17 protein-coding genes are annotated in these 17,930 nt (G+C 35.4%); 12 read left to right on the top strand and 5 right to left on the bottom strand.

Annotated elements, in window-relative coordinates; genetic code table 11:
• The first annotated feature begins 4 nt into the window (after window positions 1-4).
• The 6 genes from AAGD99_RS06115 (at window position 5) to AAGD99_RS06090 (ending at window position 4,852) form a co-directional block, all read left to right on the top strand.
• The gene (locus AAGD99_RS06115; RefSeq protein ID WP_064125278.1) at window positions 5-319 is read left to right on the top strand and encodes a YbaB/EbfC family nucleoid-associated protein; all 315 of its coding nucleotides are present in this window, start codon (window positions 5-7) and stop codon (window positions 317-319) included.
• Between the two features lie 440 nt (window positions 320-759).
• Entirely contained in the window at window positions 760-1,437 is a 678-nt protein-coding gene (locus tag AAGD99_RS06110; RefSeq protein ID WP_341822891.1) for a P44/Msp2 family outer membrane protein, read from the top strand.
• Between the two features lie 140 nt (window positions 1,438-1,577).
• Window positions 1,578-1,703 carry a hypothetical protein gene (locus AAGD99_RS06105; RefSeq protein WP_264732015.1) on the top strand — a complete coding sequence of 42 codons (126 nt, stop codon included), beginning with the start codon at window positions 1,578-1,580 and terminating at the stop codon, window positions 1,701-1,703.
• Window positions 1,704-2,122: 419 nt separating this feature from the next.
• Window positions 2,123-2,449 (top strand): transposase, encoded by a 327-nt coding sequence (locus AAGD99_RS06100; protein ID WP_341823221.1) that lies wholly within the window; start codon window positions 2,123-2,125, stop codon window positions 2,447-2,449.
• 165 nt (window positions 2,450-2,614) lie between these two features.
• Complete coding sequence (gene mtaB / locus AAGD99_RS06095) at window positions 2,615-3,850, top strand: tRNA (N(6)-L-threonylcarbamoyladenosine(37)-C(2))-methylthiotransferase MtaB (RefSeq protein ID WP_253309241.1); 1,236 nt, start codon at window positions 2,615-2,617, stop codon at window positions 3,848-3,850.
• Between the two features lie 66 nt (window positions 3,851-3,916).
• Window positions 3,917-4,852 carry an outer membrane protein gene (locus tag AAGD99_RS06090; protein WP_341822890.1) on the top strand — a complete coding sequence of 312 codons (936 nt, stop codon included), beginning with the start codon at window positions 3,917-3,919 and terminating at the stop codon, window positions 4,850-4,852.
• Window positions 4,853-4,859: 7 nt separating this feature from the next.
• On the opposite strand, the gene AAGD99_RS06085 is transcribed toward AAGD99_RS06090, so the two are convergent.
• The 5 genes from AAGD99_RS06085 to AAGD99_RS06065 form a co-directional block, all read right to left on the bottom strand.
• Complete coding sequence (locus tag AAGD99_RS06085) at window positions 4,860-6,374, bottom strand: secretion system protein (protein ID WP_341822889.1); 1,515 nt, start codon at window positions 6,372-6,374, stop codon at window positions 4,860-4,862.
• Window positions 6,375-6,679: 305 nt separating this feature from the next.
• A complete protein-coding gene (locus AAGD99_RS06080; RefSeq protein ID WP_341822888.1) occupies window positions 6,680-8,053 on the bottom strand; it encodes an ankyrin repeat domain-containing protein in 1,374 nt (457 codons plus the stop codon).
• A 952-nt stretch (window positions 8,054-9,005) separates the two neighbouring features.
• Window positions 9,006-10,127: a hypothetical protein gene (locus AAGD99_RS06075; protein WP_341822887.1), complete on the bottom strand. Its 1,122-nt coding sequence runs from the start codon at window positions 10,125-10,127 to the stop codon at window positions 9,006-9,008.
• A gap of 126 nt (window positions 10,128-10,253) precedes the next feature.
• A complete protein-coding gene (locus tag AAGD99_RS06070) occupies window positions 10,254-11,810 on the bottom strand; it encodes a penicillin-binding transpeptidase domain-containing protein (RefSeq protein ID WP_264731604.1) in 1,557 nt (518 codons plus the stop codon).
• Complete coding sequence (locus AAGD99_RS06065) at window positions 11,765-12,604, bottom strand: polysaccharide deacetylase family protein (RefSeq protein WP_341822886.1); 840 nt, start codon at window positions 12,602-12,604, stop codon at window positions 11,765-11,767. Before AAGD99_RS06065 ends, AAGD99_RS06070 begins: the two co-directional genes overlap by 46 nt.
• Window positions 12,605-12,729: 125 nt before the next feature.
• On the opposite strand from AAGD99_RS06065, the gene AAGD99_RS06060 reads away from it, so the two are divergent.
• From AAGD99_RS06060 to AAGD99_RS06035, 6 genes are all read left to right on the top strand, one after another.
• Window positions 12,730-14,238, top strand: a complete 1,509-nt coding sequence (locus tag AAGD99_RS06060; RefSeq protein ID WP_264731608.1) for a YifB family Mg chelatase-like AAA ATPase — start codon at window positions 12,730-12,732, stop codon at window positions 14,236-14,238.
• An 84-nt stretch (window positions 14,239-14,322) separates the two neighbouring features.
• Window positions 14,323-14,778, top strand: a complete 456-nt coding sequence (locus tag AAGD99_RS06055; RefSeq protein WP_341822885.1) for a hypothetical protein — start codon at window positions 14,323-14,325, stop codon at window positions 14,776-14,778.
• A 235-nt stretch (window positions 14,779-15,013) separates the two neighbouring features.
• A complete protein-coding gene (ftsZ, locus tag AAGD99_RS06050; RefSeq protein ID WP_253309308.1) occupies window positions 15,014-16,210 on the top strand; it encodes a cell division protein FtsZ in 1,197 nt (398 codons plus the stop codon).
• Window positions 16,210-16,608, top strand: coding sequence for an EVE domain-containing protein (locus tag AAGD99_RS06045; RefSeq protein ID WP_253309309.1), 399 nt, complete (start codon window positions 16,210-16,212; stop codon window positions 16,606-16,608). Before ftsZ ends, AAGD99_RS06045 begins: the two co-directional genes overlap by 1 nt.
• Entirely contained in the window at window positions 16,602-17,054 is a 453-nt protein-coding gene (ybeY, locus tag AAGD99_RS06040; protein WP_253309310.1) for an rRNA maturation RNase YbeY, read from the top strand. The genes AAGD99_RS06045 and ybeY overlap by 7 nt, the downstream gene beginning before the upstream one ends.
• Before the next feature lie 86 nt (window positions 17,055-17,140).
• Window positions 17,141-17,929 carry a succinate dehydrogenase iron-sulfur subunit gene (locus tag AAGD99_RS06035; protein WP_253309311.1) on the top strand — a complete coding sequence of 263 codons (789 nt, stop codon included), beginning with the start codon at window positions 17,141-17,143 and terminating at the stop codon, window positions 17,927-17,929.
• Window position 17,930: the final 1 nt, after the last annotated feature.

Genomic DNA, 17,930 nt, shown 5'->3' with positions numbered 1-17,930 from the left:
AATAATGAAACAAGCGCAAGAGATGCAAAAAAAGCTTGCAGAAGCTCAAGAAAAATATGTTGGGAAAGAGTTTCAAGGTATTTCTGGTGGTGGCAAAGTTTCTGTATTAGTGGAAGTCATAAAAATAGGTAGCTATAAAGCTAAAAAGGTGAACATAGACTTAGAACTTATGAGAAATGAGGAAAAAGATATAGTAGAGGATTTAGTAACAGCAGCGTTTAATGATGCCGTTAAAAAAGCAGAAGAAGATATGGCAAATGCAACTTCTGATCTTGCAGGTATGATGGGTTTACCACCTGGGTTCAAACTTCCTTTTTGAATTTATTTCTATACTACTGAAGTTTCTTTTAGTGTAAGTATTTCTTTTTTAATATTTTCAACGCTAGTACTTCTTTATATAATACGCCTATAGCTAGCACAGCCCTACGTCATACCGTCACGGATAGATTCCGCTAACACGTAGCGGAATGACGAATTTTTGTTTTTCAAATTGTAGGTAAACCTAAGCTACTTTAGCTATAGATCCCGCTAACAAGCAGCGGGATGACGAGGTCTTTCGATAGTAAATCTTACCTGTGTTAGCTATACCAAAAAATCAAAAGTCGTGTAACTCTATTTATTCATTAATAAAATCTTTGTCTTCTCCTAAAAATTAGTTAAAATGTAGAATATTTTGTGTTATTAAGTTAGCACTTGACTTAACTTTAGTTGTTACTTAGACTGCTAAAGTGGAATTTTAATTTTTTTACGAGGACAATTATGCATTATAAAAAGTTTTTTTCAGCAGCCGCTTTAGCAACGTTGCTAAGTTTATCAAACTCTGCTTTTTCAGATCCTGTTGGTCCAATAAGTGATGAAGAAACTAGCTACTACGTTCGTTTGCAATACAACGGTGAAATTTTACCTCTTTTCACAGACATTGGAGGTATTACACATAACAAAGACAAAGAAAAGGATAGTCCCTTAAAAGCATCTTTTATGGCTGGCGGTGGTGCATTTGGTTATAAAATGGACGACATCAGGGTTGACGTTGAAGGGCTTTACTCATGGTTGAATAAAGATGCAGATGTAGTAGGTGATACAGTTGCAGATAATTTAACAGCAATTTCAGGGCTAGTTAACGTTTATTACGATATAGCAATTGAAGATATGCCTATCACTCCATACATTGGTGTTGGTGTTGGTGCAGCGCGTATTAGCACTCCTTTAAAGACAGCCGTGGATAGTCAAACCTATAAATTTGGTTTTGCTGGTCAAGTGAAAGCTGGTGTTAGTTATGATGTAACTCCAGAAGTCAAACTTTACGCTGGAGCTCGCTATTTTGGCTCTTACGGTGCTCATTTTGATAAAGATGCTGCTGCAGGCAAAGACAAAGGGGAGCTCAAAGTTCTTTACAGCACTGTTGGTGCAGAAGCTGGAGTAGCGTTTAATTTCTAGTCTATCTCAGTCTTGTTATCCCAGTGGGTTTTTTCTTGTCATTCAAGTAGCATGACACTGGGGTGGCTTTGTTACATAGCAGCAGAAAAACTAGTGATTACTGACTAAATTCATTATAAAATGACGATTTAAGGATAAATATGCCACAAAAAATGAGAGTCAGTAACCATAGAGAATATAACAAATTTCTAGAAAAAAGAGGAAATATTTTTCATTATATCAACGAAGCCATAGAAAATTGGTATGAAATTGGGCCAAAAATGTAGGGTGGCAACAATATTTACAGCAACAAAGTGGTAATTTTGATACATATAATAACCCATCTATTCAGAATAGGTTTGAGTGGGATTTTTAGAGGGATACATTGAACAAATAGGAAAAAATTTGCAGCTATTCACAAGCATCAAAAGAAACTTGATATTAAGATCAATGATTGCAGAGTTGATAAAAATAACATGGAAGATATCGAAATTGCTATAGACAGTACAGGAATTAGTATATACAACAACACACAGCAAAGAGAATAGCAAAGATAGAGAGTACCGCGGCTATAAACAAGTAAGAAAATTGCACATAATGTTGAGCAAACAAGTCATAGCTACAAAATACAGTAATGGCGTTTACTCTGATCACTATGGAGCATTGGGGAAATTTGATGTTAAATATGCTATAAAAGCTCTATAAGCTGTGTAATCAATATGGCATAAAAACGAAAATTCCTCCGAAAAACAACGCAGCAGAGCATCCAAAATTGGATTATATGCTTGATAGAAATGCCGCTATTCAGTTAATGAAATTACATGGTGAGAATGGTATAAAAAGATGGAAAGAAGAAGTAAATTACGGAAAAAGATCGTATATTGAAGGATTTTTCTCAAGGTTGAAGCGAATATTTGGGTTTAGTTTTAAGAATAAATCTGAGACAAATAGAGAGAAGGAACTACTTATTAAATGCTACTTAATGAACAAATTTACTGCAATTGGTATGCCTAAATTTGAAATAGTCGCATAAAATTATTTACTCTGGAAAAAACTTACGTTGCTATGCAACAAAGCCATCCCAGTGTCTGCTGCTTGCATAGCATTTATCTACCAAAACAATGGTCATGCAAGAGGCTTAATGACTTTGCTTGGATGTGTGATATAATTTAAATTGTAAGGTCTAAAAAATACTAGCATGAATGAAGTGATAACATTTGGTTGTCGTCTAAATTTTTACGAGAGTGAGTTAATCAAAGAAGCATTAAAAAAAGCAGAAAGAAAAAATGTTGTTGTGGTGCATAGCTGTGCAGTGACAAACGAAGCAGAACGCCAAGTAAAGCAAAAAATACGTAAGATCTATAAAAACGACCCAAGTAAAGAAATTATCGTAGTTGGTTGTGCTGTTCAGTTGGATCCAGAAGTTTACAGTAGCATTCCTGGTGTAAGTAAAGTGCTCGGTAATCAAGATAAGCTAAAAGCTGAAAATTACTTACTAAATGACGATAAAATCTTAGTCAGTGATAACCAAGTAAACAAATCAGAACCTGTTCTAATTAATGGATTTGAAGATAAATCAAGGGCATTTATTGAAATTCAAAATGGTTGTAATCATAGCTGCACATTTTGCTCAATTACTGAGGCAAGAGGGAATAATCAATCTGTGCCAATAAACAGTATTATAGAGCAAATTAGGATCTTTGTAGAAAATGGATATCAAGAAGTAGTGTTTACAGGTGTTGATATTACTGACTTTGGTACAGATTTGTTTGCTAAGCCATCACTTGGTTCAATGATTAGGAGAGTTTTAAAAGATATACCAGAGTTGAAGAGGCTAAGACTTTCCTCTATCGATGTTGCTGAAGTTGACGACGAATTAATGGATTTAATAGCTAATGAGTCAAGACTTATGCCTCATTTACATTTGAGTCTACAGTCTGGTAACAATTTAATACTAAAGAGAATGAAGCGTCGTCACAACAGAGAACAAGTAATAGAATTTTGTCATAAAATGAAGAGTTTGAGGCCTAATATAGCATTTGGCGCTGATATTATTGCTGGATTTCCAACAGAAACTGATGAAATGTTTCAGGATACAGTTGATTTACTGAAAAAAACAAATATAGTTTACCTACATGCTTTTCCATATTCAGAGCGGAAGAATACACCTGCTGCACGAATGCCACAAGTACCAGAGAATGTGCGTAAAGAACGAGTAAAAAATTTAAGAGAAATGAATAGAGAAATGATGAGTAGCTTTTATCAATCTTTGATAGGCACTGAACAAAGTGTTCTGGTTGAGCAAAATAATGTCGGTAGAACAGAAAATTTTGCATTAGTAAAGCTTGAATCAAAAGCTCAAGCCAAGAGTATTGTGAAAGTTAATGTTAAAGGAGTGGAAAATAATTATCTAATTGGAAATATTCTTTCTTAATTTTTGTACATTAAAGAAATATATGATATAGTAGTTATACTATAAATGATAATTATGGGTTCATTTGTGATAACTAAAATATCTATTACTTTATTTTTGATTTTCATTCCATGTGTCTATTTTTTTATTACTTATATTAGTAATACACACATTGAGCAAGTACAACTCTTAAAACTAGAAACGGACAATAATGAAGATGTAATGCATTCTGAAGAGGTTACTGAGAAAAAAATACTAATAAATGATTTAAAATATCAAGAATTTGAAAGTAGTCCTACTGAACAACCTTCTATTCTCCAAGTAGCTGATCAGAAAAATATGTGGTCACGTATTGCAGATCAAGCTGATAATGAGCAGCCTACAAAAGAAAAATCAAAAAAACTTGATTTTTATGTTAGTGCTAACGGTGGTAAGGTATACCATGATAATTCAGAAACATTTGTAAAGGGTATAAAGGCAATAGGGGAGAGAGTCCTAACTTTAGTTGAAAGTCATTATGGTTTTATGATAAAAAATATAGTGGCAAATGAAATTAAAAGCATAAAAGAATTTAATGGTAAAATTGATTTCCAATGGGTTAACAGCATATCTTTAGGTTACTATGCTGGAGAAAATGGCCGAGTTGATTTTGAAGCCATGTATTCTAGAGCCAATATTGAAAATAGTAATTCTCCTCTGGTATTTGATAAATCAGCAAGTATATTTGCATTTTTGTTAAACTTATATTATAATCCCAGCTTTCAGGATACGCAATTTGTTCCATACATCGGCCTTGGTATAGGACCAACAGTTTTTAGATTAAAAAGAATTAATGGATCACCCCAAAGTTCAATGCCACTTAATGTTCCTTGGTTTGCTTATCAAATAAAGCTTGGTATTAACTATTCAATAATCCCAGAAGTCAAAACCTTTCTCGGCTATCGTTACTTTAGCGTTCCGATACCTGTTGCAGATGACATATCCACTCATAATATTGAAGTTGGTTTGATATTTAATTTTTAGTAGTGATTTAATATATATATAAATTCTTATCTTTTCTATCTAACAAACCAAATGTTGGTACGATTGTTGCTTTTAAAAAAATGACAGTTTCTACTGTTCTAATGTTATTCGCTAGCCTTTTTGACTTCTGATGTAATGTAGCTTTAAAGCTTTGCTTATCTTCTCTATGTTCTATAAGCCCGCCGATTACCATAATTTCACCGCTCTTAATTTTTAACATAGAGTTCATTTCTCTGATTTCAACAATTGGAATGTCGCTATTTAATTTCATTTTACTCTGCTGTGCGATGTACTCTATATCTGGATCTTTAATGTAGCCGTTAATTCTTGATAAAGTTGGATGTATATCCATGAATATTTCACTAGTATCAATGTTAATGCTTGGGTGGATTATTAGCACAACACCTATTGGAACACTATTCATCTTGGTAATTAAGGTCTGATTAGAGTTTCTAGTATCTTTTTGTATATCGGAAGTAAAATAAATATGGTTTTTGGTAAATGAAATCATCGCTTGCTGATTATTTATAGCATGTACTCTAGGGCTTGAAATTACAGTTGAAGCGCCAAATTTGTCTAAATTTTTTACTAAATCTCCTAGATCACTCGCACCAAAGTTCATTGCTAGGTTAATAATGGAGTTATCTTGATTTATTATAGACTTAGTTCCATCACGTAAGTCATTTAAGTTTATACCAGAAAGATATTTGTCATCTAACACAACTTCAACTATTTTTGCCTCTATCATTACTTGAGAAGACGCTAATTTCTTAACCTTATTAATATATTCTTCAACAGCTTTATGGATATCTTTTCTAGCATTCAAAATAATAACACCAGCTTCTCTGTTGGATGAAAGGAATTCGCCATCATCCACCCCGTTAACATCCATTATTGCATTCAAGCCTTTTTCTAATGAATTCCATAAGTCACTACTGTATTGAGACTTCATAACATTGTTATAGTCCCTATCAGTGTGACTTCCATCACTGTTAGTAATATTGTTACTAATGACGAAACTGCTTTGAGCAGAATGTTGAATATTAATGAAGTCTGCGTAATAATTTTGCGCGTATGGCAAGTCCTGCTCAATTCTAATTACACCATTGCTTGTTGAGTAACGCAATTTGGCGCTATTTGCTATACTCTGAATTACTTCATTTATATTCTTATCTTTTAGCTTTAAAATAATATTACCTGATATTTTTGGGTCTATATCCAAGTTAACGTCAGAAAGTTTTCCTATCTCAATCAGCAAATCTTTTACTGATACTTCTTCACTAACATTAATAGAAATAAGCTGATTACTGATTGTGAGATCGGGAAACTCTATTGGTAAAGGCATAATTTCTGGTATTGCCGGTTCATTAATCTCCAAAGAGGTGTTGTATTGCTGCAACGAATAATCGTGCTCACCTATATCATGATGATCTTCGTTGCCTATATTAGTGAGATATTGCTTAGTAGGCAGGTGTGTGCAAGAAATAATGAAGAGGAGTATTAAGCATTTAAAAATAGCCATTAGAACAGCATATAGATCTATACTAATAGATTTCTATAAAAATATTAAAAATGTATTTAATCTCATTTTCATTCAACAGATAATTGTCATATATTAGCTTGACCTGCACTGGCTATAGCTAAACTGACTTAGATTTACCGACGATTTGAAAAACCGTCATCCCGCTACGTGTTAGCGGGATCTAGAGATACCGTGAATAAATCACGGTATGACGGTTCGCGGCGGTATAGTAACTCGTCATTCCGCTACTCGTTAGCGCCGTGGCGGTATAGCTATATATGTTTTTTTGTACGCCCCTCTTGTACTTAAATGTAGAGTAAGTTTTCCAGCATAGCCTTAGTTTTTTTATATATTTTACTTCTTTCTCTATATTTAATAATAGGCTTAAAAATAAATGGTAAGCCTATAATTGTTAAGCTTAGAGCTAGGGTTGAAAGTATACAACAGGCTTTGTGTTTACTATGTAGCTCTTTCAGGTAAAGCATCAAAAATCTACAAAATTTTTTGTAATTTTCTTCGATGTTTTTTTTGCTATGAGCCTTGCTAATAAATATATCTATTGCGGTATGACCGTTATTACACTTAATGTTAAGGTCTGCACCTTTTTCTGTTAACAGCTGAGCTATATCAAAATAATCCTTTTGAACAGCAAGATGTAGAGGTGCAAAACCTTGTTGCTCACAAATGTTCATATTGGCTCTAACTTCCAATAACATTTTCACAATTTTTGTATGGCCTTTTTTAACTGCCAGTAGCAAGGGAGTTCTGTTACATTTAGTAACAGCATTAATGTTTACCTTAAGCTTCAATAAGAGCTTAACTGTTTTAGTGTTACCATTATGGCTAGCTTTATGCAGCCTGGCGTTGCCATTAAAATCTTGATCATTTGCATCTATTCCTTTTGATACAAGAAATGTTACCATTTTTCTATTATTATGCTCAATAGCGCAATCTAATGCATCAAAACCATGGTTGTTTTTTGTGCAAAAAAACTCTTTAAGTTTAATTTCATCGTTACTTGCTTGCTGTCTTTTTGCAATAAGTTTAACTATTTGCATTTTGTTGTTATACGCTGCTAGGAAAAGCGTAGTGTTATTTTCTGCATCTTTGGCTTCTATATTTGCACCTTTCTTTATCAGATATTCTATAATTTCTGCTCTGCTGTCATAATGTGCAGTGCATTGATAGATAGTTAAAAACAAAGGAGTGCGAAAATTGTTATCTTCACATTCGAGATTTGCTCCGCTATCAATTAAAATTTGGACGCTTTTTTTAGAACCGTATAGTGAAGCTATATGAAGAGGAGTATAGCCCTCTTTAGCGTCTTTTTCATTAATTTTTGCGCCTTTTGTTATCAAAAAATCTATTAATTCCGTGTCATCTTGTAGTGCAGCAAGGTGCAGTGGAGTGAATCCATTTTTATCCTTGGAATTGATTGTCAGTTGATTAACAAAAAGTTTAGCAATTTTCTTGTGTCCATGCACAATGGCGTAATGCAGTGGGTTTCTATTTTCGTTGTCTACGACATTAAAATCAGCTTCGTGCTCTAGCAATGATTTTACTCCAACTAAATCCCCTTCTTTTGTGAACTTATGCAAGAGAGTGATTCCACTTGCATCTTTTGAGTTAATATCAAATCCATTTTCTACTAATTGGTTTATATCTTCCTCACGCGCCATATCACTTAAGTCTCTAATTGAACCCTTTTCGCGTTAATAATACTCCTACTTGATTAAGTTTAAATGAATCTGTGAGAAATGGCTAGGATACTATGCATTCTTGCATAACAAACTTTTGGCAGCGCATTGGATGAAACAAAAAAACCACTTGACAAACTCCGCCAGCCCCCTTATTATGACAATAAGGGTATTCATGACTCAAAACTTGTTTTTGACCTGCAGGCTCAATGACAAAATTCAGTAAAAAACTTAGGGTATTTATTGGCGGATTACATAAAATTATAGCGGCTGCATGTCTTTTAAATTTTTTCTACATTCAGCCAAACCGCGCTTAAACTAAGCGTCAGCACATTATTACAGCGCCACTTACAGTAATATAGAGTCAAAACTCGCTACTCGGGGCTTCTTTTGCCTTTTTTTTCATTTGGTAAATTTCTTAAATATTTGTAGCTAAAAGAGCCCAAGAGAGGTGTCATTCCAGTGCTCCTTTTTTTGTCATCCCAGTGCCCAGACATTGGGATCTAGCTAAGTTGGTGAGTATAAAAGTAGCCGTTTTATGTTAAAATACAACGTTTTGATGATTATGAAAAGGCTGGATTCCAGTGTCACGCACTGGAATGACAAGAAGAGGGCACTGGGATCTAGCTAAGTTAGTAAGTGAAAAGTAGCCGTTTTATGTTAAAATACAACGTTTTGATGATTATGAAAAGGCTGGATTCCAGTGTCACGCACTGGAATGACAAAAAAAGGAGCACTGGAATGACAAGAAAGGAGCTACTCGGATGACAGGAGAAAGGGGCACTGGAATGATACTATTATAGAGTGAACCAGTGTCTGGGCACTGCCGTCATAAAGGAACCAGTGTCAGCTACTTGGATGACACCATCCTTTTTTCTGGATCCCAGTGGGCTTTGTTGTATAGCTACTTATGAAGAGGGCAAATGGAAGAAATTCATTTGCCCTCAAACTGTGCCTTGCGATCCTTAAAAGGAAGAGTAGATGGATCTTTCACCTCACTATTCACCTCAGTCACTGTTGTTGCAGGAGGAGCTTGAGGTCCTGTTTGTAAATTAGCAGGCTTAGGAGGTATTGGTGGCTTTTCTGTATTTGGTTGGTGGCTTGGCAAAGCTGCAATTTTAGGATATTGTTGACCCACATCATTAGATCTATAACCACTCTCGGAAGTGCTTGTTCCTTTTTCATCGTCTGATTGGGAATTTGAAGGCGTAGATTTTTTCCTGCTTTTTGTCAGCACCTTCTTTTTCTGCTCTTTCTGTTTGTCTTTGCCTTCATCTGAACTCCAATCTGAATCCCTACTAGAACCAGAACGCTCACTTTCACTATCTGAGTATTCAATTCCCGCCCTTCTTGCAAGGATCAAAGCTATTCCTCCATCGTGCTTTTGTTCCTCTTTTCTTTGCGCATTAGTATCTACTTTCTTAAGTTTTGCCTTTCCTTGTATAATAGCATTATGATCAACAGCTACTTGCTTGTTATCTTTTGGGGGTATGAGTTTAGTAGGAAGAGCATTTTTTGGTGAAGCACCACCAAGAGATCTTTCACTAGTATCATCATCCTTTGATGGCTTCCAACTGTTCAAACCTCCAGTTGGTAGAGGAGGTGGGGGTGGCGGTGCACTATTTGGTGGAGGCGGAGGAGGTGGTGGTGCAGCACCAGTTAGCGGCTTTTTAGAAATTGCTACACCAAGTGTTAGCTGATGTTGTGAAAGAGTAGGCGTACTTGACTTATTCTTCAGATCAGTACCATTTTCACACACAGATTTTTTTGTTGGTTCTGGAAATTCAGTATGTTGTTGGTCAGACTGATCAAATTCTTTTCCACTCAGATCTATTTTTTTCTCATTACCAGCTATAGAAATGGCCCGTTTAATAAGATATGCTGTTGAAACCAGCGCAACAATTGTAGAAACAGTAAAAATCGCTAAAGAAGCCGTTGCAATAACACCGGAACCAGAAATTGCTGTAATAACATAAGGAAGATATTGACCAGCTGTGAAACTAAATGCAGATAATGATAAAACAGCAATTAAAGGACCAAGATTTGATGTACGCATTTTTTACTTCACTTGTTAATGATAATTTAATAATAACTAGATTATCATCATTCGTCAATAGTTTATGACTAAATTAATGTTTATATTAAGATAATACACGACAAGTAATAGCCATAATATTTATAGTTACTTTTCAAGCATGTATTGAAATATCTCATTAGCCATAGCAACATCTTGGCGCGGGGCTTTGCCGTGTTCTATAAACACAGAGATTGCGTAGCGCGGGTTATGGTAAGGACCATAAGCGATAAATAACTTATGACTTTCACCCTTAGAGTTTATCTCTGGTGTACCGGTTTTGCCGGCAATTTGTATGCCGCTTAGCCCTTTTCTATAGTTAGAATTCACCACGTCAAACATAGCTTTTCGAATTATGCTAAAATGCTCATAATCTACATCAATGTCAGGGAAATTTTGCACTGTATTACTCATTTCAATGTGGGGAATTACCTCTTTTCCTGTTGCAATCCTCGCTGCAAGAACTGCAAGCTGCAGTGGTGTTGTAAGCAAATACCCTTGTCCTATAACTAAGTTGATAGTGTCACCTAAATACCACTGCGAATATAGTTTTCGTGCGCGCCAATCTCTATCGGGCAACAATCCCGGAGCTTCTTCCTTAAACGTTCCAATCAGCGACCCACCGCCAATACCAAATTTTCTGGCCATTTCCACCAGAGAGTCTACACTTATTTTTTTTCCTATGTTATAAAAGTAAGTGTTGCATGATAATGCCATTGCCTCATTTAAAGATACATACCCATGGACTTTGCTTTTCAGGCAACGAAATTTCCGCTCACCTATTTTCATATAGCCCTTACACGAGAATTTCTCTTCTGGTGTTATTATCCCGTCTTTTAAACCCGCAAGCGCAACTATTACTTTAAATATTGAACCAGGTGGAATTTGATACGACAATGCACGATTCACAAGTGGTAATGAAGGAGCATTCAAGCTTTCCCAAGTCTCATTTGATAGTCTACTTGCAAAAAGATTATTATCGTAAGAAGGTGAATTATATAGTGCTAAAATTTCTCCGTTACTTACATCAATTACCACTGCGGAGCCTTGGTGATCTTTAAATACCTTTGCGATTTTCTCTTGCAGATTAATATCAATTGTTAGCTGTACATCTTGTCCGTCTTGTTGTGGTATGCTTGATAATTCTTTTATGACGCGTTTTTTAGAATTTATTTCCTGCTCAGATTTTCCTGACTTGCCTTTCAATATATGATCATATGTATATTCAATACCGCTGATTCCTACTTCGTTTATGCCTTGCTGTCTTTTTGTATATCCAATTACATGAGAACATATTGAACCAAACGGGTAATAACGTTTATAAAGAGCAGTTACTTTTGTTTCTGACGATCTTGCTATTTTAGACTCGACTTCTGATAATGTTTGCAAATCGACCTCCTCACCAGAAGTTTTTTGCCCATCAAACAGAACAACATACGAAATTTTGTTTACCGCAAGTTCAGTGCTATTCCTATCTAAAATTTTGCCCCGCTGAGGCATAATAGTAGCGACTCTTATTCTATTACTATTAGATAGTGCTTCGTACTTTTGTCTGTTTCGTATTTGTAAATTATATAACCTATAGCTAAAAATAGCGGAAATGGTAAGCTGAATACCACCTAATATGAATGCTCTGCGGTTAAAGACTTTGTTTTTTGTCCACATAACATTCCTTCAAAACGCACTTTTTCCCCCTCTTTTATTGTTACACTTCTGGCTTTTACCGTATTACAAACCCTTTCCTCCCACTCACTTAAGGTAACAAACTTGTAACCCGATTTTTTCAGTATTTTAATAATATGAGGTAAAGCTTCAATTGTGTTTGATCTGTTATTGTGATCATGAAACAGTATAACTGCCCCATTATGTACATTACTTAAAACTCTTTCAACTAAAGCTTCTGGTTTATCACCTTGCCAATCTAGCGAATCAACTGTCCATAATATCGAATACATATCCAATTTATTAGTATTTTCAATCAGATTATCGTCATGACATCCATATGGCGGGCGAAACCATTTTACATCTTGTTTTATTGCATTTTTAATTGCTGTATTTGTCTTTTCCAATTCTTGCAATTGTTCCTCACTTGAAAGTGATGTCAACTTCCTATGCGACCAAGAGTGATTGCCTAACTCATGACCTGCTTCATGGATTTTCTTTACTATCTCATATGTTTTTTTATTTATACGTTCACCAAGCACAAAAAACGTTGCTTTTGCTTCATAGCTTTCCAGAACATTAATAATATCGTTTACTCTATTGTTGGAAGGCCCATCATCAAACGTAAGCGCAACAAACTTATCGTCGTTATTCAACAATTTTTTTATATTACTTAAATTTCTATATGATAGATCCAGATTACAACTGAGCCCACAGTATGGTAAATTAAAATTACAATCACCACAGAAAACCGCGCTTGAGTATAGCAAAAGAAAAGTTATTATCCTTATAAACATTTTGTAATCAGCAAAGTGATAGGATACTATGCACTTTTTTGCTAAGTTAAGCCATCTTTAATTGCTGTAGCCTTTACTTCATCACTTCTTTAATATATTATATTAACAATTTTATATAATATATTATGATTGCAAATATAAATACCGTTGCGCTTCAGGGAATTAGCACAGTAAATGTCAATGCACAAATTCATATGGCAAATGGTATTCCAGCTTTTAATATTGTTGGATTGCCGGATAAAACTGTTGCGGAATCTAAAGAGCGCATCAGAGCAGCGTTAAATTCAATCAATCTACTACTACCTCCAAAAAGAATTACAGTTAATCTCTCCCCTGCGGATTTGCTGAAAGAAGGTAGTCATTATGACTTGGCTATTGCTATTGGACTACTTGTTGTAATGAATGTGATACCAGTTGAAAAAGTTCAGTCTTATATAATCATGGGTGAACTGGCTCTTGATGGCAGAGTTATTCCAGTTTCAGGAGTACTGCCAACAGCAATTAATGCAAAAAAGGCAAATAAAGGAGTAATTTGCCCAAGGGGAAATGGAGTAGAGGCTTCATGGGTAAAGAATGTTTCAATTCTAGCTATAGAGAAATTAACTGATATTATCAGACACTTTAAGGGTGAGCAATTAATTCAGCCAGTAATTTTTAATTATAGTGATGCACCCAAAGAAAAAAGATTGGTTCCCGATATGAAGGATATCAAAGGCCAAGTTGTTGCAAAAAGAGCAGCTGAAATTGCAGCAGCAGGTGGGCATAATATGCTTCTTGTTGGCCCTCCTGGTACTGGAAAATCAATGCTTGCTAAGCGCTTTATAGGATTGCTGCCTGATTTGACCGAACAGGAGATGATTGATGTTAATATTATTTCCAGCATAACAAAAACTGGTAATGAAATATTCAAAGTAACTCGCCCCTTTCGTGAACCTCATCATTCATGCTCTATGCCAGCAATGATAGGGGGAGGAAAGAATGCAAAACCTGGAGAAATCACTATGGCTCACAATGGCGTGTTATTCCTTGATGAGCTACCTGAATTTCCAAGACTTGTGCTTGATTCTCTGCGCCAACCACTTGAAGATAGAAAAGTTACCGTTGCAAGGGCAAATGCTCACATAACCTACCCTGCCAATTTTCAACTTATAGCTGCAATGAATCCCTGCAGGTGCGGTTATTTAGGTGATGCAAGTAGATCGTGCAACAAAGCTCCAAAGTGTGGCACAGATTATAAAAACAAAATATCAGGACCATTGCTTGATAGAATAGACATATGCATTGAAATGCCAAACGTTAGCATACTCTCTCCTGAAATCTCTGTGGAGGGAGAAAGTACTAAAATCATAAGAGAAAGAGTGATAGCAGCAAGAAAAGTTCAAACTGAGCGTTATAGTAAATTGAATGTTCGTTGTAACGCAGAAGTAAGCGGTGAAGCATTTAATAAATTTACTGAACCAGATCAGGCAGGGTTAGAATTGCTAAAATACGTACTGAAAGAAAATTACATTTCCAATCGAGGCTACACACGCGTATTAAAAGTTGCAAGAACCATTGCAGATCTTGCAAAAAGTGAAGAAGTAAAAAGAGCACACATTGCTGAAGCGCTGAATTACAGAATAAGGATATATTAAAAAATTAGTTTACTTGACAGACAATTTGTTTCATTATATACTGTCCTTAATGAAATTTTAACATTCTATTTAAGGAGTAGAGTTATGGTATTAACAAAATATAATTACGAACGAGAACATAGTGTTTTTCGCGCTATTTCAGAGGGATATAAAAAACCTGATAATGGACACTGGAGAGTTACAGGTGCTGCTGGTGGGTTTGGTGAGTATATTAAGGATAATAAGTTAAGAACAGCATTATTTCCGCTTGCAGTTGCAAGTGTTGTCTTTACAGCAATGCATATGAAAGCAGGCTTTGTTAGTGCAGCAGAAGCTTCTGGGTTTCTTGCTAAGACTGCCAGCTACTTTGTTGGGACAAATCAAGCAATAGCTGCTTCATTACCTGGATTTATCGGAACAGGTGTTGCTGGTCAGATAGTTGCAGGTGCCATAATGGCAATTGCTGCAGCTGCTGTTCTTTATGGAACATATCAAGTTGCCTCAAAATTAAAAGATGTTGTGGTTGAAGCATGGAAAGGAGAAGGAAAAAGTACATTATAACTTCAACAAAACAAAAAGGGATAGGTTTCTGTCCCTTTTTGTAAACATTTTCTATTTTTTTGAAGTAATATCATCCAAAAATCTAGTAATTATAAAATAGCACTTATTAGTATAAATATTAAGAATAAGTAAATCCCGTTTACTGTTTACGCCTATAGAAGTGAAAAGTATTTGCATATTATTAAAAAAGCGGTAACTTACTATCAAGTGAATTCGCTAAATTTGAGTAATTTAAATGTCTATTGATCTTAGTCTGCCGGAGTTACCTATATTACACCCAAGGATTACCGTTGTGGGAGTGGGTGGTGCTGGTGGAAATGCTGTGAATAACATGATCCAATCTAATTTGCAAGGAGTGAATTTTGTTGTCGCAAATACCGACGCTCAAGCACTAGAAAAGTCGTTATGTGATAAAAAAATTCAGCTTGGCATTAATTTAACTAAGGGTCTTGGTGCTGGTGCTTTGCCTGATGTTGGCAAAGGTGCAGCAGAAGAATCAATCGATGAAATTATGGAGCATATAAAAGATAGTCATATGCTTTTCATCACAGCAGGAATGGGCGGTGGTACTGGAACCGGTGCAGCACCGGTAATTGCAAAAGCAGCCAGAGAAGCAAGAGCTGCAGTTAAGGATAGAGCGCCAAAAGAAAAAAAGATATTGACTGTTGGAGTTGTAACTAAACCGTTCGGTTTTGAAGGTGTGCGCCGCATGCGCATTGCAGAGCTTGGACTTGAAGAACTGCAAAAATACGTGGATACACTTATTGTCATTCCAAATCAGAATTTATTTAGAATTGCAAATGAAAAAACTACATTTTCTGATGCATTTAAACTTGCTGATAATGTTCTGCATATTGGCATTAGAGGAGTAACTGACTTGATGGTCATGCCAGGGCTTATTAATCTTGACTTCGCTGATATAGAAACAGTAATGAGCGAGATGGGCAAAGCGATGATCGGCACCGGAGAGGCAGAAGGAGAAGATAGAGCAATTAGTGCTGCGGAAGCTGCAATATCCAATCCATTGCTTGACAATGTATCAATGAAAGGTGCGCAAGGAATATTAATTAACATTACTGGTGGCGGAGATATGACTCTGTTTGAAGTTGATGCTGCAGCCAATAGAGTGCGTGAAGAAGTAGATGAAAATGCAAATATAATATTTGGTGCTACTTTTGATCAAGCGATGGAGGGAAGAGTTAGAGTTTCTGTTCTTGCAACTGGCATTGATGGTCGCAATAATAAGTCAGAAACTTCACCTATAAGTCAGAGCGAAGACTCAGAGAAAGAGAAATTTAAGTGGCCCTATAGTCACAGTGAAAGTACGCAAGACAAAACACTGGAAACAAAACCAACTGAACAGGTAAGCGAAGGAGCTAAATGGGGCAGCAATGTTTATGATATACCGGCTTATTTAAGAAGAAAAAAATAATGCAACTTTGGCTACTCAAGTCAGAGCCAAGTGAATATTCATGGCAAAAAATGGAAAAGGAGCAGGTAGTTGAGTGGGATGGCGTGCGCAATTATCAAGCTCAAAATTACATGAAAATTATGAAAGTAAGCGATCTTGCGTTTTTTTATCATACAGGTAAAGAGAAAGCAATACTTGGAATCGTTGAAGTATTTAAAGAGTATTATCATATTAATGATCCCAAGTTCGGATTAGTGAATGTAAAGTTTTTGAAACCTTTAAATAACCAAGTAACGTTAAATAATATAAAACAAAACCCACTTTTGAAAAATATGTCTATATTAAAACAACCACGTTTATCAATTGCTCCAGTTTCGGAAATTGAATGGAATGAAGTAATAAGGATGAGTGAATGTTAGAAGTAAATATTCTTGACAAGAAATGGTGCAGCATTATAGAAAATCCTAAAAATTTTGTATTAGGTGTCATCAATGCTTCTCTAAAAGAATTAAAAATAGACCACTATAAACCAAATATATCAATAGCTCTGGCTGATGATGACTTGCTACATCAACTTAATTTAAAATTTAGAGAAATGGATAAGCCAACTAACGTACTATCATTTCCGTGTGAACAATTGTCTAATGAGTGCGATTTAGGAGACATAGCAATTTCAATAGACACAATAAAAAGAGAATCGCATGAGTATTGTATACCTATTCTTGCTCACATTGCACACATGTTAGTGCATGGATTACTGCATTTACTTGGTCATGATCACCAAAAAAAAGATGAAGAAATTATAATGAAAAATCTAGAAAGAGAAATTTTAGCTTCGCTTGGCTACAATATGTGCGCGATTTAAAAGGAATTTAATAAAAATATAGTAGATGATAATAAAATATGTTATCTACAAAGGGTTTTAGCTATAAACAATAAAAGGTAAGTGATATGGTTCAGTTTTCTTTGCCAAAGAATTCTAAAATTAATCAAAAGGGCAAAATTTATCCTATTCCTGCTAGAGCAAAAAACATCAGAAGATTTCAAATTTACCGTTGGTCTGCTGATGACGAGAAAAACCCTAGAATAGACACATTTTTTATTGATATGGATAGTTGTGGCCCTATGGTACTTGATGCATTAATAAAAATAAAGGATGAAATAGATTCGACTTTAACTTTCAGACGTTCTTGTAGAGAAGGCATATGTGGATCTTGTGCCATGAATATTGACGGAACCAATACTCTTGCATGTACTAGATCTATACACGATATAAAAGGTGATGTAAAAATATATCCATTACCTCACATGTATGTGATAAAGGACCTAGTCTCGGACTTGAGCCAATTTTATGAGCAATACAAATCAATTAAACCTTGGTTACAAGCAGATAAGCCTGCCCTACCAAATAAAGAATACTCTCAATCTCCTGAAGATAGAAAAAAATTAGATGGCTTGTCCGACTGTATATTATGTGCTTGCTGTTCGACTGGTTGCCCAAGCTACTGGTGGAATAGTGATAAATTTTTAGGACCAGCAATACTATTACAAGCCTACAGATGGATTGCTGACAGCCGTGATAATAAGACAGGTGAAAGACTTGATGTTTTAAACGACCCATTCAAGTTGTATCGTTGTCATACAATAATGAATTGCACAAAAACTTGTCCTAAAGGACTTAATCCAGCAAGAGCAATAGCGAAAGTAAAACAGCTCATGGTAGAGAAAGAAGGAGTTTAAG

Origin of the sequence: Wolbachia endosymbiont (group A) of Clivina fossor, from assembly GCF_964026865.1 — a bacterium.
Classification (GTDB): Bacteria; Pseudomonadota; Alphaproteobacteria; order Rickettsiales; family Anaplasmataceae; genus Wolbachia.
The sequence above is the reverse complement of the archived record's forward strand: the minus strand, read 5'-3'. Positions and strand labels throughout refer to the sequence as shown.